We start from the raw sequence: 25566 nt of genomic DNA on the forward strand, positions 1-25566 counted from the left end.
GTAATTTGACTTGTGTATACACGGTATTTGGAAAGGGGAGGGAAATAGATTTATTTTTTCCTGCCTTTATAAGGGGGGATTAAGGGGAGTAAAATGTGATTAAAATCACAAGCAACTACTTTTAAAACAACCTCTTAGGAGATTTAAAATTCCGAATGACACTGATATTTGTGCGTTATGACAAGCATAACTCACCCGATATTTTAATATAGCTGTTGTTCGCTATCCAAAAAAGTTCATAAAGAACCAAATTACCCATAATTTTTATTGGCAATAACGAGTCTTATTTGAAAGTTTTATTCTCTCCAGAAGCGCGAATTAATTCAGCTACAAAGGCAACGATCGCAGATACTAAAATTAACATTACACTGAGAGCATTAATATCAGGTTTAACTCCGGTTCTAATGCGGCTAAAAATTTCCATTGGCAGGGTGTTAGAACCGCTACCAGCAGTAAAACTAGCAATCAGAAAGTCATCTAAGCTAAGAACAAAAGCCAACAGACAACCAGCGATAATCCCAGGCATTAATTGAGGTAACAATACTTTGATGAAAGCTTGGGTTGGTGTCGCACCTAAATCTAGTGCTGCTTCTTCTAAGTGGGGGTCTAAATTAGTCAGTCGGGAAGCAACTACAAGTCCAACGTAGGCTAGACAAAACACTACATGGGCTGCAACTATTGTCCACAAACTCAAAGGTACTGCAAAGGCTGCTAGACATACTAAAGTAGCCACTGCGATCGCAATATCGGGAATAATCAATGGTAGGTAAGCAATACCCAAATACAATTTCTTACCAGGAAATTCGTAACGCGCCAACCCAACCGCCATCAAGGTTCCCAGCACTGCGGAAATTGCCACGGCACAACCCGCAACTATCATACTGTTTTGCAAAGCCGATAAAATGCGATCGTCACTGAACAACTTGCGATACCAATCGAGAGTGAATCCTTGCCAAGTTGCACTGTAAGGCGACTTATTGAAGCTATAAAAGCCAAGTACCAGTATGGGCAGGTACATGAACACAAATATCAGCAGTGAGAAAACCGCTTGCCATGAGACACGCGGTTTTTTGATAAATGGAGAGATATTCACGTTTATATATGATTTTTCTTGATAGCAATCGGTTATATCATATTTTATGTAAAAAGTCAATTCTCACTGACTAGCGATCGCCACTTTCTTTTCCATCACTGTGAATATACAAGTAGTTCTTGTCAAGATTGCAATATTCCTGGCAAACATTGCAATATTTCTCATCAACATTAGAATATTCCTGGCAAACATTGCAATATTTCTCATCAACATTAGAATATTCCTGGCAAACATTGCAATATTTCTCATCAACATTAGAATATTTCGGTATAATCTATTTCCCACTCGGACACACTGACTGCACTTCTTGGGGAAGTTGCCGACACATCTGCTGTAATCCTTGAGGATTAATTTGCCACCAAGCAAATAATCCCAGACTTGTACCCCCTACAAGCAACGCCAACACTCCCCCCAGCATTACCAAAGGTTTACGCCACTTCGGTTTTGTAATTAAAGTTGGTGGAATTTCTGGGTTGAGAGGTGGTTCTTCTGAAAGATCCAAATCTAGATCCGAATTTAGATCCAAATCTAGCAAAGCTTGGGAACTTTCTGTAAAAGAAGTTGGTTCTTCTAATTCCTCTAGTTCTTCTGGTTCTTCTAGTTCTTCTAATTTCTCTAGTTCTTCTTGTATTTCTGTTTCTATAATCTCTTCTGGCAACGCCGGAGTCACGGGTACTAAGTATTCTGGAGAGACACGGCAATAGGTCATAACAACCGATGTATTATCATGCCCATTTTTTTCGTTTGCTAAGTTAATCCAGTTGCGGACAGCATCTTCAACTGTCATTTGCCCTGTTAACACGGGTATTGCATAATCCTGCCAAGATTGTTCTACCCAGTTGCGATCGCTTAAACCATCAGAACACAGTAGCAAAATGCCATCTTCTTCCAGAATAAATCGCTGAACATTGAGACGCAAAGATTCTGAATTTCTTGTCCCCAATGCTTGAGTTAAAGCACTCGCATCTGGTCTGAAGAGTGCCTTTCGATACAAACTTTTAGCAAGGCGTACTTCTCGCGTTGCCACATCATCATCTATAGTTAGTAGCTGGCAATAATTGCGAGTAATCCAATAGGCACGGCTATCGCCAACATTAGCCAAGTAAAGCTCATGGGTATTATTTGATTGCCACCCAGTACTTGTCTGGATTCGTTGTGGAACTTGCAACGCCATCACAATAGTTGTAGCCATGCGTTCTTTGCCCTGGCGTTTTTGTTCGTTATTGCGGGCACAAATTACATTATTTACCACCCGTAAGCTTGCTTCTAATTGTTCCTGCAACAACTCAGGTGAAAAAAGTGCAGTTTGTTCTGTCACCTCAGTTAGTAAAGCGCGAATTTGCAACTTTACAGACTGCACTGCCAACTGACTCGCAACCTCACCGCCTTCGTGCCCACCAATGCCATCGCACACAATCGACAAGTGGCGCAATAAAGGTTCATCTAAATCACTCAAACTATTGGGATAGCAAGCATCTTCATTTTGCGCCATCATTGGGCCAATATCTGTAGAACCTGCCACCTTCAAGACTAATGGCAATTCTGCCGCAGCTGCTAGTAGTAAATTATTGAGTTGAATACTAATTTCCTCTAACTCAATCTCAGTTTCACACATCTCTTGGACAATGTCCTGTAACGCTTTAGCTACTGATGCCTTCGCAGAAACTACCCAAAACTGCCAACATTCCCCCAGATTTTGTAAACTCAACTTCTCATCAGCTGGTGTTTGGTAGAGTTCCAACAGTCGCACACACCAACCTTCGACTCTCAAGTTGTCTATTACTAGTAAACTGCGGCTAAGTCCCAATTCTGCTAGAGGTGTCCAAAGTTGGAGAATTTGCCACAGCCAATAAACTTGTCGTATTGCCGTGGCTTCCTCCCAAGCCTCAACAATAGTTGGATAGATATTTCCTGTCTTATCTATCGGCGCATTTTCCAATAAGAGGATATCAGTTGTATCTTCTTCAAGATTACTAGCAAACCCATAAGCCTGGGGCAGATGCAACCGCTCTTGATATAACCGTAAATAAGGAATTACTGCCGTTGGCAATTCTTCAGGTACATCTGGCGGCAGTCCCGGTTGAGTATCCAGCCAAATCTGTTGTTTAATTACCTCATACCTATCTGCTACCTTTGTGCCTGGTGGGATGCAAGCAGCCAATGAGCCAGTCGCCCAAAGATAGCGGTGAACTAAAGGAGTTTGGCAACTGGCACAAACGTTATCTCCCATAGGATTAATGGGGCTGTTACAGCGTGGATTAGTACAAAAAATTATCAGTTGAGTGGAAATCATAAAACAGGAGTCAGGAGTCAGAATTCTTATTTATACATAAACTTCGATTAACTTTAGCTGGCAATGAATTGAAGGCTAGAATAAACTGGACTTGTGTACTGCTAGCTACACCTTGTTACTGAAATCAATCAAAATTATTGGTAGAAATACCCAGTTTTGTTTTCTGTAAATAACTTATATCTGGCTGTATCTAATCTTAGAAATGCATTTACGTCAATGTAGAGTTTAGGATGGCGCTATGCCAAGTTTTACCTTAATCTGGCTTCTGGCAGGAGCAGTTCTGTGTTTAATGGAACTGTTCTTACCGTCGGCGTTTGTCGCCTTGATGATGGGAATTAGCGCTTTTGTGGTGGCGCTGCTGTCTGGAGTGGGTATGGGAAGTGTATGGTTGCAAATTGTAGTTTGGCTGTTGCTTTCCATAGCCCTAATCGTGCTTTCTCGTCGGTTTTTGCAACCAAGACAACGCAAATCAAAAATTCGGGATGCAGTCATAGCTGAAACCTTAACAGAAATTCTGCCTGGAAAAACAGGGCGGGTACGGTATGAGGGAAATTCTTGGCAAGCAAGATGTGACGATGACAAATTTACCATACCACCCCATCAAAGAGTTTATGTGGTTAGGAGGGAAGGTACTACTTTGATTGTTGTACCGGAAAATCTGTTGAATTCTTGAGTATTTGTCATTTGTCACTTGTACTGAGCGAAGTCGAAGTATTTGTCATTTGTCATTTGTCACAATTCAATAGTTCTTTTTACTCTAATTTCTCTGCTCACTCATCTCCTCCACTTTGCACTCCCTTTATTAAAAATTAGGAGATTTACAATGGAACAGTTTTTTTTACTAGTATTTTTAGCTCTTGGTGGTTCTGCTGTAGCAGGTTCGGTGAAAGTCGTCAATCAGGGCAATGAAGCTTTGGTGGAAAGATTGGGTAGCTATAACAAAAAACTAGAACCAGGACTAAACTTTGTCGTTCCTTTTGTAGATAGAGTTGTCTACCGAGAAACTATCAAAGAAAAAGTCTTAGATATTCCTCCTCAACAGTGCATTACCCGTGACAACGTTGGTATTGAGGTAGATGCAGTGTTTTATTGGCGCATTGTGGATATGGAAAAAGCCTGGTACAAGGTAGAAAATCTCCAAGCGGCAATGATAAATATGGTGCTGACTCAAATTCGCGCCGAAATGGGACAACTGGAGTTGGATCAAACTTTTACTGCTCGTTCCCACATCAGTGAGCTTTTATTACAAGATTTGGATGTTGCGACCGATCCTTGGGGTGTGAAAGTGACACGGGTAGAACTGCGAGATATTATTCCGTCTCAAGCAGTACGAGAATCGATGGAATTGCAAATGTCAGCAGAACGACGCAAACGGGCTGCAATTTTAACTTCTGAGGGCGATCGCGAAGCTGCTGTCAATAGCGCCAGAGGTAAGGCTGACGCGCAAATCTTGGATGCGGAAGCTCGTCAAAAATCGGTAATTTTGCAAGCGGAAGCTGAACAAAAGGCGATCGTTTTGAAGGCTCAAGCAGAACGTCAACAACAAGTTTTGAAAGCCCAAGCGATCGCAGAGTCATCAGAAATTATTGCCCAAAAGCTCCACAATAATCCCAATGCCAATAAAGCAGTGGAAGTTCTGTTTGCCTTGGGCTATCTCGATATGGGCGCGACAATTGGTAAAAGCGATAGCAGTAAAGTGATTTTTATAGATCCGCGTTCCATTCCCGCTGCCTTAGAGGGTATACGCTCCGTCGTTTCAGATGGTCAGGTTAACTCTAACGATTTGTTTTCTAAACAAATCCCAGGATTAGAAAATAACCGCTCTAGTTAAGAATGGGAAATGGGAAGCAGGGGAGCAGAGGAGACAGTGGAGGTACGGAGAGAAAGAATAATTATTGCCCAATGCCCCATGCCCCATGCCCCATTCCCAATGACAAATGACAAATGACTAATGACAAATGACTAATGACTAATGATAATTAACCCAGAACAGGTTATCAACGCTATTATTGCGATCGCGAATCCTTTAATTAAGGAAAAAATTCAGCGCAATGAGACTGTAATTAAATTACTTCAGCAGTTTAACCTCGATCCAGAGCATCCACCAGCAGATTTTAGTGGGGTTTATGCATACACACTGGTAGAGTACGGTGTTGGAAAACCTAAGCCTTTTTTAGAACTTTTTCGCCAAGAAGCAATAAAACAGGCTTTCCGTAAAGCATTTGACCATAACAACCCCTCAATTTTGCTTTCTGAGGTTGATGCTTGGCTTAATGCTTATGCGTTGGGTGATGACATTAGAAGTTTGGGAACTGACATTAGAAGGGAAATTGCCGCATTTTATATTGTTTTTGCAGAAGTTGCTAAACGCACTCGCAACCCAGCAGATACATTAATGAGTCAACAAATTGGCTCTTTGCAAAAACGCATTGCAAATATCCAAGAAGTACTTGACAGGTTGCCGACGCTGGAAGGTATTCGGACAGAAATAGCGCGGTTGGCTGCACAAAATTCCTTTGCACTGCTAGAGGCCGAAACATCTACTGAAAATAAATGTCGAGCTATAGCTTTAGCTCAACAAATGCGCGGCTGGTTTGAAACTTTGGGCTACCGCTTTGAAAAGTATGAAGTTTGGGGTGATTCATATTTTGAGTGGATTATCAATGTGCCAACCCGGCGTAACCGATATGACCGCATCCTGATTCGGGGAATTGAGGGGGAAGTTGGACTTAAGGATGTCGCTGTTTTGCGTTCCTCTGTGGAGCAGCAGAGAACTGATGAAGGTTGGTTAGTTACAGCCAGACGGATTGCACGCGCGGCGCGAAATGAGGTGGAAAAGGAGGAAAATCGCCACTTAGGTTGTTACACTTTTGACGAACTCATTGACCAAGATGCTGATTTTAGCGATTATCTCGATTGGTTGGAAGCAGAAATCATCCGGCGGCAAATAGATACAAAATACGTTCCTTTAGCTTGTACAAAAGAAGAAATTGACCCCGATACTAAACAGCGTATCGGCATCAGTCACTATAGCGATCGCGATGGTTGGATTGATGGTTATATTGATGTGTGGTTGGACGATCCCGCCAAAGAGCATATTTCTATACTAGGAGAATTTGGTACGGGGAAAACTTGGTTTTCCTTCCATTATGCTTGGGTGGCATTGCAACGTTATCGAGATGCCCAAAAACGCGGTGTAGAGCGTCCCCGTTTGCCTTTGGTGATTACGCTGCGAGATTTTGCCAAAGCGATAAATGTCGAGAACGTTTTAGCAGGGTTCTTTTTTACACAACATAATATTCGTTTAACTAGCGAAGTCTTTGACCAGTTAAACCGCATGGGCAAATTGCTGCTAATTTTCGATGGTTTTGACGAAATGGCAGCAAAAATTGACCGTCAGCAGATGATTAATAACTTTTGGGAACTGGCAAAAGTGGTGGTTCCCAGTGCCAAGGTTATCCTGACTTGTCGCACCGAACATTTTCCCGACGCTAAGGAAGGACGTGCTTTACTCAATGCCGAGTTGCAAGCTTCTACCAAGCAGTTCACAGGGGAAACACCGCAGTTTGAAATGCTGGAACTAGAGAAATTTAACGACGAGCAAATTCGACTAGTGTTGTCGCATCAAACGGTAGCTGCAACGATTGAACAAGTAATGGGAAATCCGCAATTACTGGATTTAGCCCGTCGTCCGGTGATGAGTGAGTTAATTTTGGAAGCTTTGCCAGATATTGAGGCGGGTAAACCTGTGGATATGTCGCGGGTTTACTTGTACGCGGTGCGGCGGAAAATGGAACGGGATATAAAGAGCGATCGCACGTTTACTTCTTTGGCAGAAAAGCTATACTTTTTGTGCGAACTTTCTTGGGAAATGCTGTCTACTGACAAAATGAGCCTCAATTATCGGCTGTTCCCAGAACGCATTCGCCGCTTATTTGGTTCTATCGTTCAAGAAGAGAAGGATTTAGACCACTGGCATTATGACATGATGGCGCAAACGATGCTTGTGCGTAATGCTGATGGTGACTACACTCCGGCTCATAGATCGCTGTTAGAGTTTTTTGTAGCGTATAAATTTGCAGCAGAGTTGGGAGCGTTGGCTAGCGATTTTACTGAATTAGCCCAAGCACAGTCAGGTTTGAATAGCAGTGCAGTGCCTATTGACTATACATGGTCTGGTTATTTTTCGCGCAAGGATAATATTATTGCACCACTAAAAGCATTTACAAGTGAGTCTTTTGAGAAATTGAGAGAAACTTTTGGTAAAGCACCACTTACAAAAGCTGTGATGGATTTGCTTGTGCCGATGTTAGGTGATAGTGATTCGCTAATTAAGGTTATTGAGGTGACACGCTTTAGAAGTGAGGATGAGGTTGGTTATGTTGGCGGAAATGCGGCGACCTTAGCAGTGAAGGTAGATAAAGGAGCCTTGGAGGGGAGAGATTTAAGTTGTACTTTGATTAAAGGGACAGATTTTAGGAATGCTCGTTTGCAGAGCGTGAATTTTGCAGAAGCAAATTTAGCAGATTGTGATTTTACACTTTCAGTTGCATTTAGTCCTTATGGAAAGATTCTTGCTAGTAGTAGCACTAACGCAGTTAGATTACGGGATATTGAAACAGGTAAACTCCTAAAAACTTTATATGGGCATAGTTGTTGGATATTCTCAGTTGTTTTTAGTACTGATGGAAAGCTGTTAGCTAGTAGTAGCGTTGACGCAAAAGTTAGATTATGGGATATTGAAACAGGTAAATGCCTAACAGCTATTAATGGAGATCCATATACACTACATTCAGTTGTATTTAATCCTGTTGATGGAACATTAGCTAGTGGGGGTTCTGACTCAAAAGTAAAATTATGGGATGTGAATACAGGTGAATGCTTTAAAATTCTACAGGGGCATAGTAGTACAATTCGTTCGCTTGACTTCCACCCTGGCGGTAAAAGTCTTGCTAGCGGTAGTTCCGACTGCACAGTAAGGTTATGGGATGTGGACACAGGCGAATGCTTCAAAATTTTGCCAGGACACTCGAATGTAGTGCAGGAAGTAGCTTTTAGTGCTGATGGGCAAATCCTTGCCACAGCTAGTGAAGATACTACTGTTAAGTTGTGGCATATCCCGATTGGAGAATGTTTTCAAACACTATGTGGACATACTGCTGAGGTATTTTCAGTTTCCTTCAATCCTGATGGTAAAACTGTTGTTAGTGGTAGCCAAGATGAAACAATCAAAATTTGGGATGTTGAAACTGGCGAATGTCTAAAAACATTGAGAAGCGATCGCCCCTATGAACGCATGAATATCACAGGTGTTAAAGGTTTAACCACAGCAGAAATTACTACCCTTAAATCATTAGGTGCAATGGAAGATGGGGAATAAATTTTAGGCGATACCTGATGGGAGGCTAGCGCGATGTCTACAATGGGCTATGCCTACGCACTTTTGGTAAATGTAGAAGATGAAGACTTGTAAAGGAAAGTTGATTTACCGCAGTAACAAAACCTCAACTCCTAAAACTTCAGCACTTGTTCCTAAAGCTTCATCAGCCGTTACCAATTGGATATTATTTTGAAAAGCGATCGCCAAATGTAGAGCATCCAGTGTACGCAACGGTGTATCAAATCGACTAATCCACTCACGGGCTAAATTATAGTGAACTGTTTCTATCGCGATTTGAGTATAAAATTCACTTTCCAAATCTGCTTGGAACCTCGCTACAATAGCTGTTGCATCCTGCTGAGATATTTCTCGCATTCTGACTCGACGCGATAGCGCAGAAACCAGTTCAACCTCAACCAATTGACTCAAACCAACTTCAGTTTCATTGATAAGTAACTGTTCAACTACATCGCTTAAAGCTTCTGTCCAATATAAAGGAGCAATAATGCTTGTATCTAAATAAATCAACGACATTCCTCTGTACGCGCATTTATGACGGTTGCACTCAAAGACTCACCCTCAATCGCCAGGGAATCTCGAAATTGTTTCATATTTGCTAACCGTTGTTCCTTTTGTAGCAGAGGAACTAAACGAGCTACAGCTTTATCTTGCTCCAGCAAAATTACTTCTTCTCCCCTAGCTACCCGTTCCAAGAGAGATTTTAAATTGATGGCTGCTTCTTCAATGCTAATTCTCAACACTTCATTACTCCTGTTGTTAAGCTTAAATATTAAATAAAATTTCCTGTTTACATTATTGTAATTGGATTTAGCCACTTTATATCTTATTTAGTAATATCTAAAAAATAGATACAATGAAAGATAGTGAACGCATTTTAGGTTCACCTCATATTTCATCTAAACTATTTGATAAAATTACAATGACTAGTAAGAAAAATTTAATGTCTACTACAGGCTACGCCTACGCAACGCTTATCCCATACTTTTCATGATGAAATAATCAAGCTTTGATGCTTTGTAAATTATGACATTATCTATTCAGCCAACCACAGCAATAAGTGTAGAAGAGTTCTTAAAACTACCGGAGACAAAACCAGCAAGCGAGTATTTTAACGGGCAAATATACCAAAAGCCTATGCCACAAGGAGAACACAGTACTTTACAAATTGAATTAGCTTCTGCCATAAATCAAGTTGCAAAACTACAAAAATTAGCTTATGCCTTTCCTGAATTACGCTGTACATTTGAAGGTCGTTCAATAGTACCAGATATTGCTGTGTTTGAATGGCAAAAAATTCCCCTTGATGCAAAAGGTAGAGTTACAAATAAATTTGAGATTCCCCCAGATTGGATAATCGAAATTCTTTCACCAGAACAATCACCTAACCGAGCGATCCGCAAAATTACATTTTCTATTCAAAATGGAGCGAAGCTAGGTTGGTTACTCGATTCTGCTGATGAGTCAATCATGATTTTTGAACCTAATAAATTACCATAATTAAAAGAACAGCAAGATATCTTACCAGTTTTGAGTGTTTTGGAAAACTGGCAATTAACAGTTGCAGATGTATTTAGTTGGTTGAGTTTTATTTGAATAAAACATTTATTACAGCAGAAATCAGAAATCAAAAATCAGAAATCAGAAATAAAACACGCTTTATCCGTCTCATAAAATTGGTATAACTATTGACTAATCCCAGTACTTTGATTCACCTGGCATTGACTGCACAACCCAAAAAACTCTAGGGTGTGGTAAAAAACTTTAAATTTATGGCTTGATTCTAACTGGTTTTCTAAGTCATGAACTGGACATTGATTAATCGCAATTGAGACACCACATTGCAAGCAGGTAAGGTGGTGTTTATCTTGTTGTGCTAGGCTATAGAGGGCTTCACCATTAGCCAAATTCCGCACTTGTACTATACCTTCTAGTTTTAAGGCTTCTAGAGAACGGTAAACTGTTGCTAAACCCATACTCTGATTTGTATTACGTAGTTCTACGTAAATATCTTGGGCGGAAATGCCTTTTTTGATATTTTTCAGGAGGTTGAAAATACGCTCTTGACTGCGGGTGCGTATGGCTCTCATAGACAATTATTTAAGTATGCCACTGTAGTTTGAAGCTGTTAGATGAGCTAATCGATCGATTAACTTTAACCGCTTCGTAATCTTATTTTCACTCAGTTGGAACAGAAAGTTATAGTATAGCGATCGCAGCATTCAGCAAAAGCCCGTGCAAACCAAGTATCTAGCCAAAATTTTTGTGACCCTTCGTCCTTCAGTTTTAGACCCCGCTGGTGTGGCAGTACAATCCGGTCTTAAGCAACTGGGATACGATAACGTTGACCAGGTGCGGATTGGCAAGTACATTGAACTCACCATCACCTCAACTGAAGAGAAGAAAGCGCGTAAAGACCTTGATACCATTTGTGACCAAATGCTATCAAATCCCGTAATTGAAAATTACCGCTTTGAATTAATTGAGGTTGAAACTCAAACTGGAGTATTTTAGGGACTAGGGACTGGGGACTGGGAACTGGGGACTAGGAAAAAGTTTTCCAATACCCAATGCCCCATGCCCAATGACAAATGACAAATGACAAATGACAAATGACTAAATTCGGTGTTGTTGTTTTTCCCGGTTCTAATTGCGATCGCGATGTTGCTTATGTAATCAGAGATTTACTGGGGCAACCAACGCGCATGGTTTGGCATCAAGAAACAGATATTGCTGATTTGGATGTTGTGATTATTCCTGGTGGCTTTAGTTACGGGGATTATCTCCGCTGTGGTGCGATCGCGCGTTTTTCACCTGTGATGCAACAGGTTGTGGAACACGCCCAAAAGGGTAAGTTTGTCCTCGGTATTTGCAACGGCTTTCAGGTATTAACTGAAGCTGGCCTTTTGCCAGGGGTGTTAACCAGAAATCGGGATTTACATTTTATTTGCGATCGCGTCCCCTTGAAAGTTGAGCGTACTAATCTATGGACGCAAGCTTATACAACTGGTGAAGTTATCACTTTGCCCATTGCCCACGGAGAGGGGCGATTCTACGCTGATGCAGCTACTCTTGCAGAAATTGAAAATAACGGGCAAGTCATATTTCGCTATGAAGGCGAAAATCCCAACGGTTCACTGAACAACATCGCCGGGATTTGCGATCGTCGGGGTAATGTGTTGGGAATGATGCCGCACCCAGAAAGGGCATCAGACGCAATGCTAGGGGGTAGTGACGGCTTGAGGTTGTTTCAAGGCTTACTAGAGAAAGTAGCGGCATTAGCGTAAAGCAAATAAGTTGAGCGTTTTGCGATCGCTCGATCGACTTTTCATCCTTAAGCTAGTAGTTGTTAAAATTTAGAGGCAAGCGTGTTCTAATCTTTTAGTAGACTTACAAAAGTCTGTGTACACAAAAAACTTTAAGCCAGTTTTGGCAAGTTTTTGAGAACAAAGAGAGCAACAAACTTATGGGACTTTTCGATCAAATTCTTGGTGCCGTCGCTAATCCCAATCAACAGGGCAGCTTAGGTGAAATAGGAAGCATTGTTAATACTGTACAGCAGTTGAGCGATCGCACAGGCGCAAATCCTTCTACCATCCAATCAGTTTTGTCAATTGTAGGTGGTCAAGTGCGTTCTGCTTTACAAGACAAACAAGCCACAGATGGTAATGAAGCCACACAAAATTTAGTCAGTCAATATGCTGGTACTTCTGCTAACCCCCAAGCCGTCAATTCGTTGTTTTCTCCTCAGATACAACAGCAAGTAGCTGAAGTTGCTGCCCAGCGCACTGGGTTGGATGCTGGTATCGTTCAACAATTGCTACCTTTGGCAGTACCTCTGGTGCTAAAGTTTTTGCAATCAGGTGCCAACGCTCAAAATCCCCAAGCTGGCGGTAATCCTGTCCTAAATTCCTTTTTGGATGCTGATGGTGATGGTGATGTCGATATCGCTGATGCCATCCAAATGGCTAGTCGATATATGAGACAGTAAGAGTTTTCTCCCAACTCCCCATTCCTTTGGGATAAACCAGACATCGGTAATTATACCTTGCTAGATTTTTAGCTAAGACATAGGCTGAAAACACGATCAATTTATAAATATAACTCAGACAGTCTATGTCTAAATTATTTGACTGTATTACTGAAGAACTGCAAAACTTTATTGCTGCCCAACACCTTTTCTTTGTCGGCTCTGCACCTTTGAGTCCTACGGGTCATGTTAACCTGTCTCCTAAAGGTCAGGACTGTTTTCGTATCTTGTCTCCCAACCGAGTATGTTATGTAGACCTCACAGGTAGTGGTAACGAAACATCAGCCCATTTGCAAGAAAATGGGCGGATAACCTTCATGTTTTGTGCCTTTCAAGAACCTGCGTGTATCTTGCGTCTTTACGGTCAAGGAACCACCATTTTACCGAGTTCTCCAGAGTGGGACTCGTTGTATTCTCTATTTTTGCCGATACCAGGAACTCGTCAAATTATCGTCGCTGACATTGAAAAAATCCAGACTTCCTGTGGTTTTGGCGTACCACTCTATGAATATCAAGGTCAGCGACAGACTCTAGTAAACTGGGCTACTAAAAAAGGCGAAGAAGGAGTTAGAGAATATCAACAGAAGAAAAATCTTGTCAGCCTTGACGGTTTAGCAACACCACTGAGTAAATTACTCTAACTTTGCCTGATGGATTATTCTATTAATCCATATATTAGCGATTAAAGTAAAGGAGTCAGCAATCGAGAGACTCTCACAGCTAACTTGAACCAAAAAGGTTTTTTATCGTACTCATTAAGATCGACAGCAACACAGACAGCTAAATCATCCTCTAACATCTTTTTCACACTTTGGACAAACCGAGGCTCGGTAACAAAACCCATAACTTCAAAGTTGAGGGAAAAAGAGCGATTATCTAAGTTAACGGTTCCTACCCCTGCTAAATTCTCATCAATGACTATAATTTTCTGGTGCATAAACCCATTTTTGTAACGATACAACTTGATACCGATTTTTTCCATTTCGGTGTAGTAAGAGAAGGAACATAAATAAACAAATAAATGATCGGGTCGATTTGGTAAGAGAATTCGCACATCCACACCTCGCATTGCTGCCAGTTTTAAAGCTGACAATGTTGCCTCATCCGGCACAAAGTATGGACTAGCAATCCAGAGATGAGTTTGAGCTTGATTAATTAATTCGACGAAAAAAAGCTTACAAGCTGGGAAATGATCTGCGGGGCCTGTAGGAAGTATGAATACAGTTTGATTATCCTGATTAATTTTTACCTGCCAGTTAACTTCGATAAGTTTTCGAGTTGCCCAATACCAATCTCGCACAAAAGAGCTTTGTAGGCATTGTACAGTTGGGCCTTCGAGCATCATGTGGGTGTCGCGCCAGGGACTCAAGCGAGGATTTTTTCCTAAATATTCGTCACCAATATTCAGTCCACCTACAAATGCTATTTCTCCATCCACCACCAGAATTTTCCGATGATTGCGAAAATTAAATTGGAACCGATTACCCTGACCTTTAGTAGTGTTAAATGCACTCACTGCAATTCCATGCTGTTGTAGAGATTGGATATAAGGGCGAGATAATTTCTTAGAACCAATTTCATCGTAGAGAAAATAGATGCTTATTCCTTGCTTGGCTTTAGCAATTAACGCTTCTTTAAACTCATTACCTGATTGGTCATCGTTAACAGTATAGAATTGGAATAAAATATAATTTTTCGCCGATGCAATCTTTTTCAGCATTGCTTCATAGGTTTGCTGACCATCAATTAGTAATTCGGCAGCATTGCCTGATGTGAAAGAAATTTCTGTAAAAGCCTCCGCTAATGGTTGCAACTCGGCTAGATTATCTGGTGGCGCAACCTGAAATTTAATTAGTTCGCTATAAGTCGAACGAACAAGCTGGTAGTGTTGTGCATAGACTGAGCGCAGTGTTTCAGCATATCCATGAAATTTAGTTCTTCCTAAAATCCAATACAATGGAATCGCTAGCCAGGGAAAGGTAATTAGAGAAATGCTCCAGGCGATTGCCCCTTGAGAAGAACGCACATTCATCACTGCATGGGCTGCATGTGCAACTCCCACGCAATGAACAACAACTGTAGCTGTGCTAAAAATCGCTAGAACACCAGCATCTACAAGCATCTTAATTTTTTTGAGTATTGGTATAAGTAAATTCTGCCAGCAATGGCTTATGATCGGATGAACAAATTTGGTCTAGCACTTTAGGACTGGCTTTCTTCACACTGATATCTCGATAAAAGATATGGTCTAAAGGAGGTGATAACAAAAAGCGTTTAATTTTCTCCTTCTCATCAGGTGCGAAAATTACAGGCGTTAATCCTAATTGAGTGGTTACTTGATTGAGAATAACTGCTCTTTTTCGACTCCAAGTATTGAAATCTCCTGAAAATATTAGTGGCCCCCGATGTGTAGATAAGGCTTGCTCTAATTCATTTAGTTGGATTTTAAATTTATTTATATCTACAAAATTGATCAGATGAGTATTAATTGTCAGCAGAGTTATGCTTTGCTCAGGTAGCAGATACTCAGTTATTAAAGAAATTTTAGGAGTTTTAACAATCGGTTCATAATGTTTAGTAGCTATAACTTTTTTGGTAATTGGGCTGATTGTCGAGGCTGTAAATATTCCTGAATAAGTTTGGTGATGAATATCTACGAAGTTAGGAGCAAAACTCCAATTCATTTTCAACCATTTTCCCCATTCATTTGCCTCTAACTTTAGAGAAAACTCTTGTAGAAATATAAGGTTTGGTTGATAAGTTGCAATAATTTTGGAAAAATCTTCTACCCAAGCATTATTATAGTTTTGTTTAGCAATATTCCAACTGAGAACTTTAATTGATTGACTATTAATTTCTGTTTGAATTGAATGATTTTTGTCAATTGTGAGTTCTTGTAAACGAAAAAATCTATAACCCGGAACCAATTTCGTAACTAGAGTGTTTACGTGTTCTTGAATATTAGGCATTACTAATATTAAAATGGATTTATTCTAGCTTAACGCTGACTTTTCACGGCATCTGGAAAACCTCTCTCTAAATCTCTCTCCTTTTAGGAGAGAGACTTTGAATTTTCCCCCTTCCCGCGACGAGTTGGGGGTTAGGGGGTTAGGTTTTTGGTAGACTTTTCCACATAACGTGAAAAGTCAGAGCTTAACGCTATTAAACAGTCGTTAGAGAAGAATAGCACGTTTGTAAAGCTACAATCTATGCTCCATAAGCACTAGAGCTTGAACAATGTCAGGATGGATCGGGCGATTTCCCTGGATAGACCTTAAAGCTTACCAGAGTGGCTTAAGAGAGCGATCGCAATCCTAAATAAATGATTTGTAAGAAAATTCACGCCCTAGCTAACGTCATCTCCCCAAAGCATTGAGGAAACTACAGAGGGTCAAACTATCTCAGATTTTCATGAATGATTTAGGATTACTATAGTAGACATCTCTAAAAAAAGTTTGTCGTTTGTAGGCGTGAGTATTGTAATACCCAGCCTATTATAATGTCTGACCGTCTAAGCGGCATAATTTTACTTTATTAATGATCTTTGCACCTATTTTTTCATAAAAATTGATTCCACGCTCGTTAGACACAGCTACAGTCCAATCGATTCTGCCACAACCTTTTTCTTTGGCAATCTGGCGCAAGTGTAGCATGAGTGCTTGACCAACTCGGTGGCTTCGATATTCAGCTTTGACATATAAATCATCCAGCCAAATTCCAGGTTTTGCTAAAAAAGTTGAATAGATAAAGTGATAAGTTGCCAACCCAATAGTATCGCCATCAACCTCAGCCAAAAGAACAAAAGCAAGAGGCGCTTCTCCAAATAAATCAATTTCTAGCTTTTGAGGAGTTGCTTCTATAGATTCAGGACAACCATCAAATTCAGCTTTCAAATGAATCAATTCCATAATGGCAGGAATATCTTTTTTATTTGCATATCGAATTAAAATATTCCTACCCTTCTTATTCTCGCTATCTAATATTTTCCTAAAACTCATATTGGGGAATAACTTCTGTCTCATTCTTTGCTGCATTTATCCACTCTTGCATTGCTGGAAGTTCTAAAACTGACTCCACATAATTTCTAGAAACAGTATCTAACTGCACATCATAGGCTATAAAGCGCAGAACAACTGGAGCAAAGAAAGCATCGGCAATCGTAAAATTGCCAAATAAAAAATTGCCACCAGCCCCAAACTTTTGGCGTGATTCTTGCCAGATACTAATAATACGGTCAATGTCTTGTTGTACGCCGGGTTCTAAACCTTTACCAGGATATTTAGTACGGCAGTTCATCGGCATATTCTGACGCAAGTTTTGAAATCCTGAGTGCATTTCTGCACTGATAGAACGAGCTAATGCTCTTGCAGCCTTATCCTCTGGCCACCATTGCAGGGTTGGAAAAGTTTCAGCTAAATATTCACAAATAGCGAGAGAATCCCACACTGTTTGTTTATCGTGCAATAACACAGGTACTTTTCCCGATGACGAATATTGCCGAATTTTCAATGAACAATCTGGGTGGTTATAAAGAGGAATCCGAATCTCATTGAATTCCAAACCGAATTGCTTCATCGCTAACCAAGGACGAAGCGACCAAGATGAATAATTTTTATTGCCGATTACCAAAGTAAGTTGTGTCATGTTTTTAATACCGATAAAGTTGTTCAATCCACATAGACACATCAGTTTCCGAACCTGAAGAGAAAGATTTTCCGGTTACAGGGTCGTAAGCTTGCCAATAGATATTACCGTGGCGGTCAACCTTTTGCCAAACTTGTAATTCATTACGATCGGCTAGGAGTTTTTTGACAAAATTCTCCCAAATCAGATGCAGAGATTTCCAGAAGTTTGAGTTGGTTTTTTTCTGGAATGACGGACTACAATTGATTTCTATATCTTCTTTTTGTAAACACTTAATGTTATTGTTCATAAAATTATTCCTGAAAGTTTCTCAGTAAATAAAACAGTAACAACATCTCAGTTAGGAATCAAATCATGGCTTGCATAGGTTCTATAAATTCCATTTATAGATATGAGAAATCATTAAGGGATTACCAAGAAATAAATTATCCGCTCTTGTGGGGTGGACATCTTGTCCGCCCTATGAACTGGGCGGGCGAGACGCCCACCCCACAATAAAAGTTATATATTTTTTTATTTGGAAGTCCCTAATATAGGACTCATATTTGATTTTTGAAAAAAACTCAGTACAGCTTTATTCCTTCTTCCCAGTCCCCAGTCCCTAGTCCCTACGATTAATTCAGAAATCAAATCAGATTGCTATACAACCTTTTTGCCACAATAAAGTCAGGATGTGTATACCCTTGTTCCGATCAATTGCCTATGAAACTCTCCCAACTCCGAGCCATAGTTGCAGTAGCAGATTGTGGTAACTTTAGTGAAGCAGCCTTAGAATTGCAGCTTTCCCAGCCTGCAATTAGTCATGCGATCGCCACCCTAGAAGAAGAATTAGGTGTGCCATTATTTGCCAGAGGTCGTCACGGTGCTGTGCTGACACCTGCTGGAGAGCGCATTTTGTATCATGCGCGTCAAGCAATGCAGCATCTAGAGATGATGCAACACGAAGCAAACTTGCATAAAGGTTTACACGGTGGCCATGTGCGAATTGCGGCTTTTCGGAGCGTCGCTACTCATCTATTACCAAAAGCGATCGCTCAATTTCACAATCAATTCCCAGAAATTGCTGTCACAATCATAGAGTGTGCTGCTTTCACGGATGTAGAGCAGTGTTTGCATGATGGACGTGCCGATATTGGTATTACTTGTCTCCCAACTGGTGAAGAATTTGAAACCTGGGAAATTTTTCGGGATGAGTATGTAGCTTTACTACCACCAGATAGCAAAATTACCAGTCCGCAAATTACTTGGGAAGACATCGCAGCCTATCCGCCGGTTTTGCTTCCTTGTACACCTTGCGGACGCATTCTTCACAACCACCTAAAGACTTTCGCAATTCCAATCAATACTGCTACTGACATTCAAGAAGATTCCACAGTCGTTAGCATGGTGAATCAAGGACTGAGAGCAGCTATTATGCCTCGTTTAGCAGCTGTACCCATTCCCCCAAAGGTGCAGGTATACAGTTTACCAGCACCCCTCGAAAGAGTAATTGCAACGGCAACTTTATCTAATACTCTGCAAGTGCCTGCGGTATTCACCTTTTTGGAGATGTTGAGTAAATTTGATTTTTATAGTTTAGCTAAATTCACTTATTGAGCGCATACGAATTACGAACTTGTACTGAGCGTAGCCGAAGTATTACGAATTACTTAAACCGATGCCTCCTTTAGCGAATTCTTCAACGGTTTTTTGTGAGAATTCATGAGTTGCGATCGCCTGCAACATTGCCAATGGTAAAGTTAAATGATGTGCCCCGGCTTGCAATGATGCGGCTGCTTCTTCGGGAGATTTGATACTAGCTGCCAAGATTTCCGTATCACTACCTTTGAGTACGCTAGCCATATCCCGCACTAAGGCAATACCATCACCTAACAATCGGGTAGCTCGATTTACATAAGCTATGGCAATTTTAGCTCCTGCTTCTCGTGCGACTGCTGCCTGTGCTGCACTATAAATCGCTGTCACCGAACAGGTAATCTCTGGCGATAGACTCGCCACTACTTCAAACCCTAACGGTGTTGCAGGAATCTTCAAAATTGTTTGCGAACCAATAATCTCGAAAGCTTTTCTACCTTCAGCTAGCATCCCAGCTTTATCAGATGCCATAAGTTGATAGTATAACGGCCCATTTGTCAAGGCAACCAGTTTTTTGAGCGTGGTTTCTGGTGGAGTATCGCTTTGAGATAACAAAGTGGGATTTGTGGTGATACCTTTTACCCATCCCCAAAGTTTAACAACTTCAGCTTCCGATGCGATCGCGGAGTCTAGATATAGTGCCATACTTAATTCCTCACTTTTACTATCTACATTTCTCCTGCTATACACCCTACATCGTTCAGAAGCTTTGCACTGATATTTCTGCCAATCCCGATCGGATAAGCATTTTACCTGTTTATTCTATACTTTTTTAAATACCTACCCTTAAAAACTACTACCCATTCCCTTTTCCTTAAGAAATGCATCAAATGTAAACCTATCCGGTAGCGAAGTTTGTGCGCCTGGTTTTGTCGCTGTCAAAGCACCTGTTGCTGCACCCCAAACAACTGCTTGATGTAAGGAAAGTCCTTCAAAAAGTGCCGCCGCTAAACCACCATTAAAAGCATCGCCTGCGGCTACTGTGTCAACTGCATGAACTGAAAACGCAGGTACAAAAAACTTTTCTTCAGCAGTGGCACAAAAAACACCTTTAGCACCCAGTTTGACGATCGCACATTTCACACCCCGTTGCAATAAAACCGCAGCTGCTTTAGCGGCTTGTTCCTCATCATTCACAGGAAAACCCACCAATTGCGCTGCTTCAACTTCATTCGGTGTAATAATGTCTACCAATGGATACAATTCATCTGGTAAATTAGATTGTGCGGGTGCGGGGTCAAAAATCACTTTTATGTTTGCACCTTTTGCGGCTTTAGCAGCAGCAATCACGGCAGTAATCGGAATTTCTAGTTGTAAAAGTAGTGCTGTAGCTGCTGGTAATAAGTGGAATAATCGTTCTACATCTTCTTGATTGACGCGCCCATTTGCACCTGGAATGACGACAATTTGATTTTCACCAGTCTGACTCACGGTGATAATAGCGACTCCAGAACTAACAGTTTCATCCACAAAAATGTTATCAGTCTGCACACCAGATGTTTGCAAATTGTTAACAAGTTCCTTACCGAAATCATCTGCACCTACACGCCCCACAATCTGGGTAGGAATGCCCAATTTTGCTAATGCTACGGCTTGATTGGCTCCTTTCCCTCCCGAAACTTTAAAAAAGTCTTCTCCTAGTAACGTTTCTCCTGCAACTGGCAATCGGGGTGTTGTTGCTACCAAGTCTATATTGATGCTGCCGAAAACGATAATACTCATGATGCTGATTTTTATTAATAATATTACAGGATGCGATGTCTATGGCGGGCTACGCCCACGCAAATATGTAAGTAAATTAGGGTTATGTGAAACACCCAAAACGACCAATTCTGATAATTTACATCATGCTTAGTTTGTACAGTGCTTAAGTGGTAAACTCCTTTAACCCTTTCGGTGGTGTTGCTGATTAGATGTATGAATTTTTTTGTAGAAAGGTAAAATCATTGTGGTAAAAGTGTAAACGCTACGGACACTTGCTTCTCTTTTCTGACACACCGTGAAATTTTTCACCAATAACTGGGAACCATATAACCATTGTTTTAATGGTTGTCTTATTAGGAGTAGGTTATGACATTCAAAATTCTCAGTTTAGATGGTGGTGGAATTCGTGGTGTAGTTTCAGTACAAATGCTCAAAGAGGTTGAAAGTCGAATCCAAGCAACTTACGGCTTAGAATTACACCAATACTTTGACATGATTACTGGTACTTCTACTGGTTCAATTATTGCTGCGGGACTGGCGAAAGGCTTAAACACAACTCAACTGCTGAAACTATATGAAACAAAAGCCGAGCAAATCTTCCCGCAGCCAAGGAATTTTGAAAAACCCTGGCGATTTGTCAGAAATATATTTTCACCTAAATATTCTCATGATGGATTAGAGAAAGCTCTGGAAGATGAATCTGCTTTAGGTGAGACTAAAATTGGCGAAATTACGAATACTATATTGTTGATTCTCGCCTATGATATGCGTTATCGCAACACAACTTTTTTCACCAATTTACATCCTGATTTAGGTGCTCGCTGGTACGATGGAATTCCACTAAAAGATATATGTATTAGTTCGGCATCAGCGCCAACTTTCTTCCCTCCACGCGAGTTAAAAGCATCTAACGAACAGGTATTTGGTAAATGGTCATTCCCTCATATTGATGGTGGAGTTTGTGCTAATAATCCATCCTTGGCAGCAATTAGTCAAGCTTTAAAAGTGAGTCGTTCTCCTAAATTATCACTAGAAGACAAGAAAAAATATAATTTAGAAAATCTTAAACTAGAGGACATTTCTGTACTTTCTATCGGTACGGGTAGAAGCGCCAACCCATTTGAATATGAACAAATAAAAAAATGGCACACGTTAAACTGGGTAGAGCGGCTAGTGGATGTGTTCATGGAACCAACAGGTGAAATAAATAGTACGATTTGTCAAAACATCCTTGGAGGTTTCGAGTCAGGGCACTACCTCCGATTGGATTTTGATTTGAATGAAAGATACAAACCCTTAGCAAATGAAGATTATAAAATGACTCGTACTCTCATAGAAAAAAAATATCAAAGGAAAAATCAGTACTTAGTTCAAGCTGTAAATACAAACTTAAAAGAATACAATGATGATTGCATAGTTCAGAATATCCGTGTAAATGAAGAGATGGATGATTCCAGCAATAAAAATATTAAAACTTTGATCGCTGCGGCTCAAGCTTTCATTGATATTGGTTTGATTTATGATTCTAGAGTGTATGGTAAAGGGCCGAAAGTAAAAGATGCAATCGAACAATTTATAAAAGTCAATCCTATTACCCAGGCAACTACGAATCAGACTGAGGCTTTATCAGTCTGATACAATGCTGAATTATTTGTAAGAAACTAGATATCTGACTTTTAAAACAAGTCAGATATCTGTGGCTTACAATTCTCGCAAATTAAATCGGATTGTTATACAAACAAAATTTGTTATTAGACGATCGCAGCAACAGTTGGCTCGCTGTTATAGGACTCCTATTTGATTTTTGAAATATACTTAGTTTGCCCACTAAAAACTGGTGTTAGCCTTTGCAAAACTTGCTTCAACACCATCACTGCCCAATCTATATCAGCTTCAGTCGTCTCACGTCCCAATGTGATGCGAATTCCCCCCAAAGCCGCTTTTTCGGAATAACCCATCGCTAACAATATCGGGCTAGGGCTAAGTTTACCACTGTGACAAGCAGCACCAGCACTGATGCCGATGCCAGCAAGGTTTAGCTGTCGTACCAAGGTTTTACCGCTAAGTTTTTCCCCGTCGGCGTATTCTAGGCACATACTCACATGGTGAGGTAAACGATCGCAAACATCCCCTGTAGGAATTAAACCAGGAATTTCAGCTAATTGGGCAAAAGCGCGATCGCGTAACTCAATTAATCGTGGTGTTTCTGTAGCTAATTCTTCGGCTGCTAATTCTGCTGCTACACCAAATCCGGCAATTATCGGTACTGCTTGCGTACCAGAACGCAGTCCCATTTCTTGCCCACCACCACCTAGTAAAGGCATCAATTCCACACCAGGACGCACATACAACGCCCCTACACCTTGCGGCCCATAGATTTTATGACTGGAAAGGCTAAGTAAGTCTACAGGTAGTTGTTGCACATCTATAGGTAAGCGTCCCGCAACTTGCACCGCATCTGTGTGGAACAAAGCACCATGCGATCGCACAATTTTACCCAGTTCCTCAATTGGTTGCACAGTCCCTACTTCACTTTGACCGTAAATTATAGAAACTAAGGCTGTGTTATGTCGCAACGCCGCCTTTAAATCCAAGGGGTTGACTCTGCCTTTAACATTTACAGACAAGCGCGTAACTTCCCAACCCGACATTTCTAGCAACCGCACTGTTTCAGAAATTGCGGAATGCTCAACGCTGGAGATAATTATATGTTGAGGTACAGTGTACAACCGAGCCACACCCATAATTGCTAGATTATTTGCCTCAGTGCCACCAGAAGTAAAAACGATCGATTCAGGAGTGGCGGCGTTAATTAAACCAGCAACTTGGACTCTGGCTTGTTCTACAACCATTGCCGCCCGTTGTCCCCACTCATGTAAGCTGGAAGGATTGCCCCACTGTTGAGTGAGGACTGTTTGCATAACTGCGATCGCTTCTTTTCGAGTCGGAGTAGTGGCGCTGTAATCTAGATAAATTTGCATATAACCGATAATGGTGAGAACACACGTTGGTGATAGACTGCCGATCTTGCCAGCAGATACAGTTTTAGTGGACAAATCCTGAAAAAATATCTGTAATTCTACATCTAGTAGCGGCTTTTTTCCTGTACTTGGAAAGCTATTTCTCTACTTAATTCCGAACGCAAAATTTTGGGAATGATAAATATGTCCACTCCCAATCCACTTTTAACAGATTACAGTGCAACTTATTTCTAGACCAAGATATTTTTTATATATCTTTTTACTGATATTTTCCCTCGCTGGTTGTCAACGAGTCCAGTCATTTAATCAGCGTCCAGCACCCTTACCACAAGACCCCTTAGTTCGAATTTACTTTAACCATTCTGAGTCTTCAGAATACCAAGAAGCTTACCGTCAGCAAACTCGCCTTGGGGATGATTTAGAAAAACAGATTGTCGATGCTATTGTGCAAGCTAAATCTACAGTAGATGTGGCGGTACAAGAATTACGTTTGCCCAAAGTTGCCCAAGCATTGGCTGATAGACAAAAAGCTGGGGTAAAAGTCAGGATAATTTTAGAAAATACCTATAGCCGACCTTGGAGTAGCTTAACATCTGCCGAAGTAGGTAAGTTAGATAAAAGAGAACAGGAACGTTACAACGAATTTCGCAAATTTATCGATCTTAACCAAGATAATCAACTCAGTCCAGGCGAAATCAATCAAAGAGATGCTTTGATAATTTTGCAGAATGCCCAAATTCCCTGGCTAGACGATCGAGCCGATGGTTCAGCAGGTAGCAGCTTGATGCATCATAAATTTGTGATTGTGGACAATCGCCTCGTAATTATCACTTCAGCTAATTTTACATTAAGTGATACTTCTGGTGATTTTACAAATCTTAGTAGTTTAGGCAATGCCAATAACTTATTGCAGATTGACAGCCCGGAATTAGCTGCTTTATTTACAGAAGAGTTTAATGTTATGTGGGGAGACGGGCCGGGGGGTCAGATGGATAGTCAATTTGGTTTGAAAAAACCGATGCGTTTACCTAAAGTTATTTCTTTAGGTAACACCAAAATTACTGTGCAATTTTCGCCTACTTCTCCAACTCAACTTTGGAGTAACAGCAGTAATGGTTTAATTGGTAAAACTTTAGATTCAGCAACCAAATCTATTGATATGGCGTTATTTGTCTTTTCCGAACAGCCTCTTGCCAATATTTTAGAAAAACGCCATCAACAAAGCGTGCAAATTCGCGCTTTAATTGAACCACAATTTGCCTACCGTCCTTACAGCGAAGCCTTAGATATGATGGGGGTTGCTATTAGTAACAAATGTAAATATGAAGTTGACAATCATCCTTGGTCAAATCCAATTACTACCGTAGGTGTACCTGTATTACCCAAAGGCGATTTATTGCATCACAAATTTGCTGTTATTGATAGTCAAACAGTAATTACAGGTTCTCATAATTGGTCAGATGCCGCCAATAATGGCAACGATGAGACGCTTGTAACGATCGAAAATCCGGTAGTTGCTGCCCATTATGTGCGAGAATTTGCTCGTCTTTATGCCAAAGTAAAACCAGGCTTACCACCAGCAATTCAACAAAAAATTAAATTAGAACAAACACGATGTCCTCAATTGAAGAAGGCAGAAGGCAGAGGGCAGAAGGAACAATTTATATCTTTACAAGACTTAGGAAAAGTTCCAGGAGTGAGTGCTATAACTTTAGAAAAATGGAGCGTAGGCGATAGTCCGTCGTAGATATCGCGTGACTTTGTAAGGCGTACAGCTAGCTGTACATC

General features: G+C 40.7%; 22 protein-coding genes and 2 pseudogenes. 11 read left to right on the plus strand and 13 right to left on the minus strand.

The features are described 5' to 3' along the window. Window positions 1-283: 283 nt before the first annotated feature. Entirely contained in the window at window positions 284-1093 is an 810-nt protein-coding gene (locus RMZ95_RS19665) for an ABC transporter permease (protein WP_322685503.1), read from the minus strand. Between the two features lie 274 nt (window positions 1094-1367). Beyond that, entirely contained in the window at window positions 1368-3386 is a 2019-nt protein-coding gene (locus tag RMZ95_RS19670) for a protein phosphatase 2C domain-containing protein (protein ID WP_322685504.1), read from the minus strand. A gap of 238 nt (window positions 3387-3624) precedes the next feature. On the opposite strand from RMZ95_RS19670, the gene RMZ95_RS19675 reads away from it, so the two are divergent. The 3 genes and pseudogenes from RMZ95_RS19675 to RMZ95_RS19685 all read left to right on the plus strand — a co-directional run. Continuing rightward, on the plus strand, window positions 3625-4059 hold the full coding sequence (locus RMZ95_RS19675) for an NfeD family protein (protein WP_322671881.1): 435 nt from the start codon (window positions 3625-3627) through the stop codon (window positions 4057-4059). Window positions 4060-4209: 150 nt separating this feature from the next. Further along, on the plus strand, window positions 4210-5217 hold the full coding sequence (locus RMZ95_RS19680) for an SPFH domain-containing protein (RefSeq protein WP_322685505.1): 1008 nt from the start codon (window positions 4210-4212) through the stop codon (window positions 5215-5217). Window positions 5218-5358: 141 nt separating this feature from the next. Continuing rightward, window positions 5359-8682 (plus strand): annotated as a pseudogene (locus RMZ95_RS19685) (NACHT domain-containing protein); the annotation flags it as partial. A 189-nt stretch (window positions 8683-8871) separates the two neighbouring features. Here RMZ95_RS19685 and RMZ95_RS19690 read toward each other — a convergent pair. Together RMZ95_RS19690 and RMZ95_RS19695 are read right to left on the minus strand one after the other, a co-directional pair. Beyond that, complete coding sequence (locus RMZ95_RS19690; RefSeq protein ID WP_322685506.1) at window positions 8872-9300, minus strand: type II toxin-antitoxin system VapC family toxin; 429 nt, start codon at window positions 9298-9300, stop codon at window positions 8872-8874. Beyond that, window positions 9291-9527, minus strand: a complete 237-nt coding sequence (locus RMZ95_RS19695; RefSeq protein WP_322685507.1) for a type II toxin-antitoxin system Phd/YefM family antitoxin — start codon at window positions 9525-9527, stop codon at window positions 9291-9293. Before RMZ95_RS19695 ends, RMZ95_RS19690 begins: the two co-directional genes overlap by 10 nt. A gap of 283 nt (window positions 9528-9810) precedes the next feature. Between RMZ95_RS19695 and RMZ95_RS19700 the strand changes: the two are divergent. After that, a pseudogene (locus RMZ95_RS19700) lies at window positions 9811-10380 on the plus strand (Uma2 family endonuclease). Window positions 10381-10469: 89 nt separating this feature from the next. On the opposite strand, the gene RMZ95_RS19705 reads toward RMZ95_RS19700, so the two are convergent. Beyond that, a complete protein-coding gene (locus RMZ95_RS19705) occupies window positions 10470-10874 on the minus strand; it encodes a Fur family transcriptional regulator (protein ID WP_322671886.1) in 405 nt (134 codons plus the stop codon). Between the two features lie 145 nt (window positions 10875-11019). Here RMZ95_RS19705 and purS point away from each other — a divergent pair, with 145 nt between their 5' ends. The 4 genes from purS to RMZ95_RS19725 all read left to right on the plus strand — a co-directional run bounded on the left by purS (window position 11020) and on the right by RMZ95_RS19725 (window position 13455). After that, window positions 11020-11298: a phosphoribosylformylglycinamidine synthase subunit PurS gene (gene purS / locus RMZ95_RS19710; RefSeq protein WP_099102896.1), complete on the plus strand. Its 279-nt coding sequence runs from the start codon at window positions 11020-11022 to the stop codon at window positions 11296-11298. 98 nt (window positions 11299-11396) lie between these two features. Further along, window positions 11397-12071, plus strand: coding sequence for a phosphoribosylformylglycinamidine synthase subunit PurQ (gene purQ / locus RMZ95_RS19715; RefSeq protein ID WP_322671887.1), 675 nt, complete (start codon window positions 11397-11399; stop codon window positions 12069-12071). A 179-nt stretch (window positions 12072-12250) separates the two neighbouring features. Then, complete coding sequence (locus tag RMZ95_RS19720; RefSeq protein WP_322671888.1) at window positions 12251-12775, plus strand: DUF937 domain-containing protein; 525 nt, start codon at window positions 12251-12253, stop codon at window positions 12773-12775. Between the two features lie 125 nt (window positions 12776-12900). After that, window positions 12901-13455 carry a pyridoxamine 5'-phosphate oxidase family protein gene (locus tag RMZ95_RS19725; RefSeq protein WP_322671889.1) on the plus strand — a complete coding sequence of 185 codons (555 nt, stop codon included), beginning with the start codon at window positions 12901-12903 and terminating at the stop codon, window positions 13453-13455. Window positions 13456-13496: 41 nt separating this feature from the next. On the opposite strand, the gene cls is transcribed toward RMZ95_RS19725, so the two are convergent. From cls to RMZ95_RS19750, 5 genes are all read right to left on the minus strand, one after another. Next, window positions 13497-14936 carry a cardiolipin synthase gene (gene cls / locus RMZ95_RS19730; protein WP_322671890.1) on the minus strand — a complete coding sequence of 480 codons (1440 nt, stop codon included), beginning with the start codon at window positions 14934-14936 and terminating at the stop codon, window positions 13497-13499. 1 nt (window position 14937) lies between these two features. Next, window positions 14938-15783, minus strand: coding sequence for an endonuclease/exonuclease/phosphatase family protein (locus RMZ95_RS19735; protein ID WP_322685508.1), 846 nt, complete (start codon window positions 15781-15783; stop codon window positions 14938-14940). 525 nt (window positions 15784-16308) lie between these two features. After that, window positions 16309-16836: an N-acetyltransferase family protein gene (locus tag RMZ95_RS19740; RefSeq protein ID WP_409883233.1), complete on the minus strand. Its 528-nt coding sequence runs from the start codon at window positions 16834-16836 to the stop codon at window positions 16309-16311. Further along, window positions 16802-17458 (minus strand): glutathione S-transferase family protein, encoded by a 657-nt coding sequence (locus RMZ95_RS19745; RefSeq protein WP_322685510.1) that lies wholly within the window; start codon window positions 17456-17458, stop codon window positions 16802-16804. Before RMZ95_RS19745 ends, RMZ95_RS19740 begins: the two co-directional genes overlap by 35 nt. 4 nt (window positions 17459-17462) lie before the next feature. Next, a complete protein-coding gene (locus RMZ95_RS19750; protein ID WP_322685511.1) occupies window positions 17463-17747 on the minus strand; it encodes a hypothetical protein in 285 nt (94 codons plus the stop codon). Between the two features lie 413 nt (window positions 17748-18160). Here RMZ95_RS19750 and RMZ95_RS19755 point away from each other — a divergent pair, with 413 nt between their 5' ends. Beyond that, complete coding sequence (locus tag RMZ95_RS19755; RefSeq protein WP_322685512.1) at window positions 18161-19054, plus strand: LysR family transcriptional regulator; 894 nt, start codon at window positions 18161-18163, stop codon at window positions 19052-19054. Window positions 19055-19096: 42 nt separating this feature from the next. Here the strand turns inward: RMZ95_RS19755 and RMZ95_RS19760 are convergent, their stop codons facing one another. Further along, window positions 19097-19738 (minus strand): transaldolase family protein, encoded by a 642-nt coding sequence (locus tag RMZ95_RS19760; protein WP_322685513.1) that lies wholly within the window; start codon window positions 19736-19738, stop codon window positions 19097-19099. Window positions 19739-19879: 141 nt separating this feature from the next. Beyond that, window positions 19880-20815: a ribokinase gene (gene rbsK, locus RMZ95_RS19765; protein WP_322685514.1), complete on the minus strand. Its 936-nt coding sequence runs from the start codon at window positions 20813-20815 to the stop codon at window positions 19880-19882. A 348-nt stretch (window positions 20816-21163) separates the two neighbouring features. On the opposite strand from rbsK, the gene RMZ95_RS19770 reads away from it, so the two are divergent. Further along, window positions 21164-22432 (plus strand): patatin-like phospholipase family protein, encoded by a 1269-nt coding sequence (locus RMZ95_RS19770; protein ID WP_322685515.1) that lies wholly within the window; start codon window positions 21164-21166, stop codon window positions 22430-22432. Window positions 22433-22590: 158 nt separating this feature from the next. On the opposite strand, the gene RMZ95_RS19775 is transcribed toward RMZ95_RS19770, so the two are convergent. Then, a complete protein-coding gene (locus RMZ95_RS19775) occupies window positions 22591-23778 on the minus strand; it encodes a cysteine desulfurase family protein (protein ID WP_322685563.1) in 1188 nt (395 codons plus the stop codon). Window positions 23779-23995: 217 nt separating this feature from the next. On the opposite strand from RMZ95_RS19775, the gene RMZ95_RS19780 reads away from it, so the two are divergent. Further along, window positions 23996-25525 carry a phospholipase D-like domain-containing protein gene (locus RMZ95_RS19780; protein WP_322685516.1) on the plus strand — a complete coding sequence of 510 codons (1530 nt, stop codon included), beginning with the start codon at window positions 23996-23998 and terminating at the stop codon, window positions 25523-25525. Window positions 25526-25566: the final 41 nt, after the last annotated feature.

Origin of the sequence: Nostoc sp. DedQUE07 (assembly GCF_034530975.2) — a bacterium.
Classification (GTDB): Bacteria; Cyanobacteriota; Cyanobacteriia; order Cyanobacteriales; family Nostocaceae; genus Nostoc.

What these genes read in the sequence shown, in the direction of transcription:
- RMZ95_RS19670 (WP_322685504.1), bottom strand. Translation starts at nt 3,386, where the DNA reads ATGATTTCCACTCAACTGATAATTTTTTGTACTAATCCACGCTGTAAC.
- RMZ95_RS19675 (WP_322671881.1), top strand. Translation starts at nt 3,625, where the DNA reads ATGCCAAGTTTTACCTTAATCTGGCTTCTGGCAGGAGCAGTTCTGTGT.
- RMZ95_RS19680 (WP_322685505.1), top strand. Translation starts at nt 4,210, where the DNA reads ATGGAACAGTTTTTTTTACTAGTATTTTTAGCTCTTGGTGGTTCTGCT.
- RMZ95_RS19690 (WP_322685506.1), bottom strand. Translation starts at nt 9,300, where the DNA reads ATGTCGTTGATTTATTTAGATACAAGCATTATTGCTCCTTTATATTGG.
- RMZ95_RS19705 (WP_322671886.1), bottom strand. Translation starts at nt 10,874, where the DNA reads ATGAGAGCCATACGCACCCGCAGTCAAGAGCGTATTTTCAACCTCCTG.
- purQ (WP_322671887.1), top strand. Translation starts at nt 11,397, where the DNA reads ATGACTAAATTCGGTGTTGTTGTTTTTCCCGGTTCTAATTGCGATCGC.
- RMZ95_RS19720 (WP_322671888.1), top strand. Translation starts at nt 12,251, where the DNA reads ATGGGACTTTTCGATCAAATTCTTGGTGCCGTCGCTAATCCCAATCAA.
- RMZ95_RS19725 (WP_322671889.1), top strand. Translation starts at nt 12,901, where the DNA reads ATGTCTAAATTATTTGACTGTATTACTGAAGAACTGCAAAACTTTATT.
- cls (WP_322671890.1), bottom strand. Translation starts at nt 14,936, where the DNA reads ATGCTTGTAGATGCTGGTGTTCTAGCGATTTTTAGCACAGCTACAGTT.
- RMZ95_RS19735 (WP_322685508.1), bottom strand. Translation starts at nt 15,783, where the DNA reads ATGCCTAATATTCAAGAACACGTAAACACTCTAGTTACGAAATTGGTT.
- RMZ95_RS19740 (WP_409883233.1), bottom strand. Translation starts at nt 16,836, where the DNA reads ATGAGACAGAAGTTATTCCCCAATATGAGTTTTAGGAAAATATTAGAT.
- RMZ95_RS19745 (WP_322685510.1), bottom strand. Translation starts at nt 17,458, where the DNA reads ATGACACAACTTACTTTGGTAATCGGCAATAAAAATTATTCATCTTGG.
- RMZ95_RS19750 (WP_322685511.1), bottom strand. Translation starts at nt 17,747, where the DNA reads ATGAACAATAACATTAAGTGTTTACAAAAAGAAGATATAGAAATCAAT.
- RMZ95_RS19755 (WP_322685512.1), top strand. Translation starts at nt 18,161, where the DNA reads ATGAAACTCTCCCAACTCCGAGCCATAGTTGCAGTAGCAGATTGTGGT.
- RMZ95_RS19760 (WP_322685513.1), bottom strand. Translation starts at nt 19,738, where the DNA reads ATGGCACTATATCTAGACTCCGCGATCGCATCGGAAGCTGAAGTTGTT.
- rbsK (WP_322685514.1), bottom strand. Translation starts at nt 20,815, where the DNA reads ATGAGTATTATCGTTTTCGGCAGCATCAATATAGACTTGGTAGCAACA.
- RMZ95_RS19770 (WP_322685515.1), top strand. Translation starts at nt 21,164, where the DNA reads ATGACATTCAAAATTCTCAGTTTAGATGGTGGTGGAATTCGTGGTGTA.
- RMZ95_RS19775 (WP_322685563.1), bottom strand. Translation starts at nt 23,778, where the DNA reads ATGCAAATTTATCTAGATTACAGCGCCACTACTCCGACTCGAAAAGAA.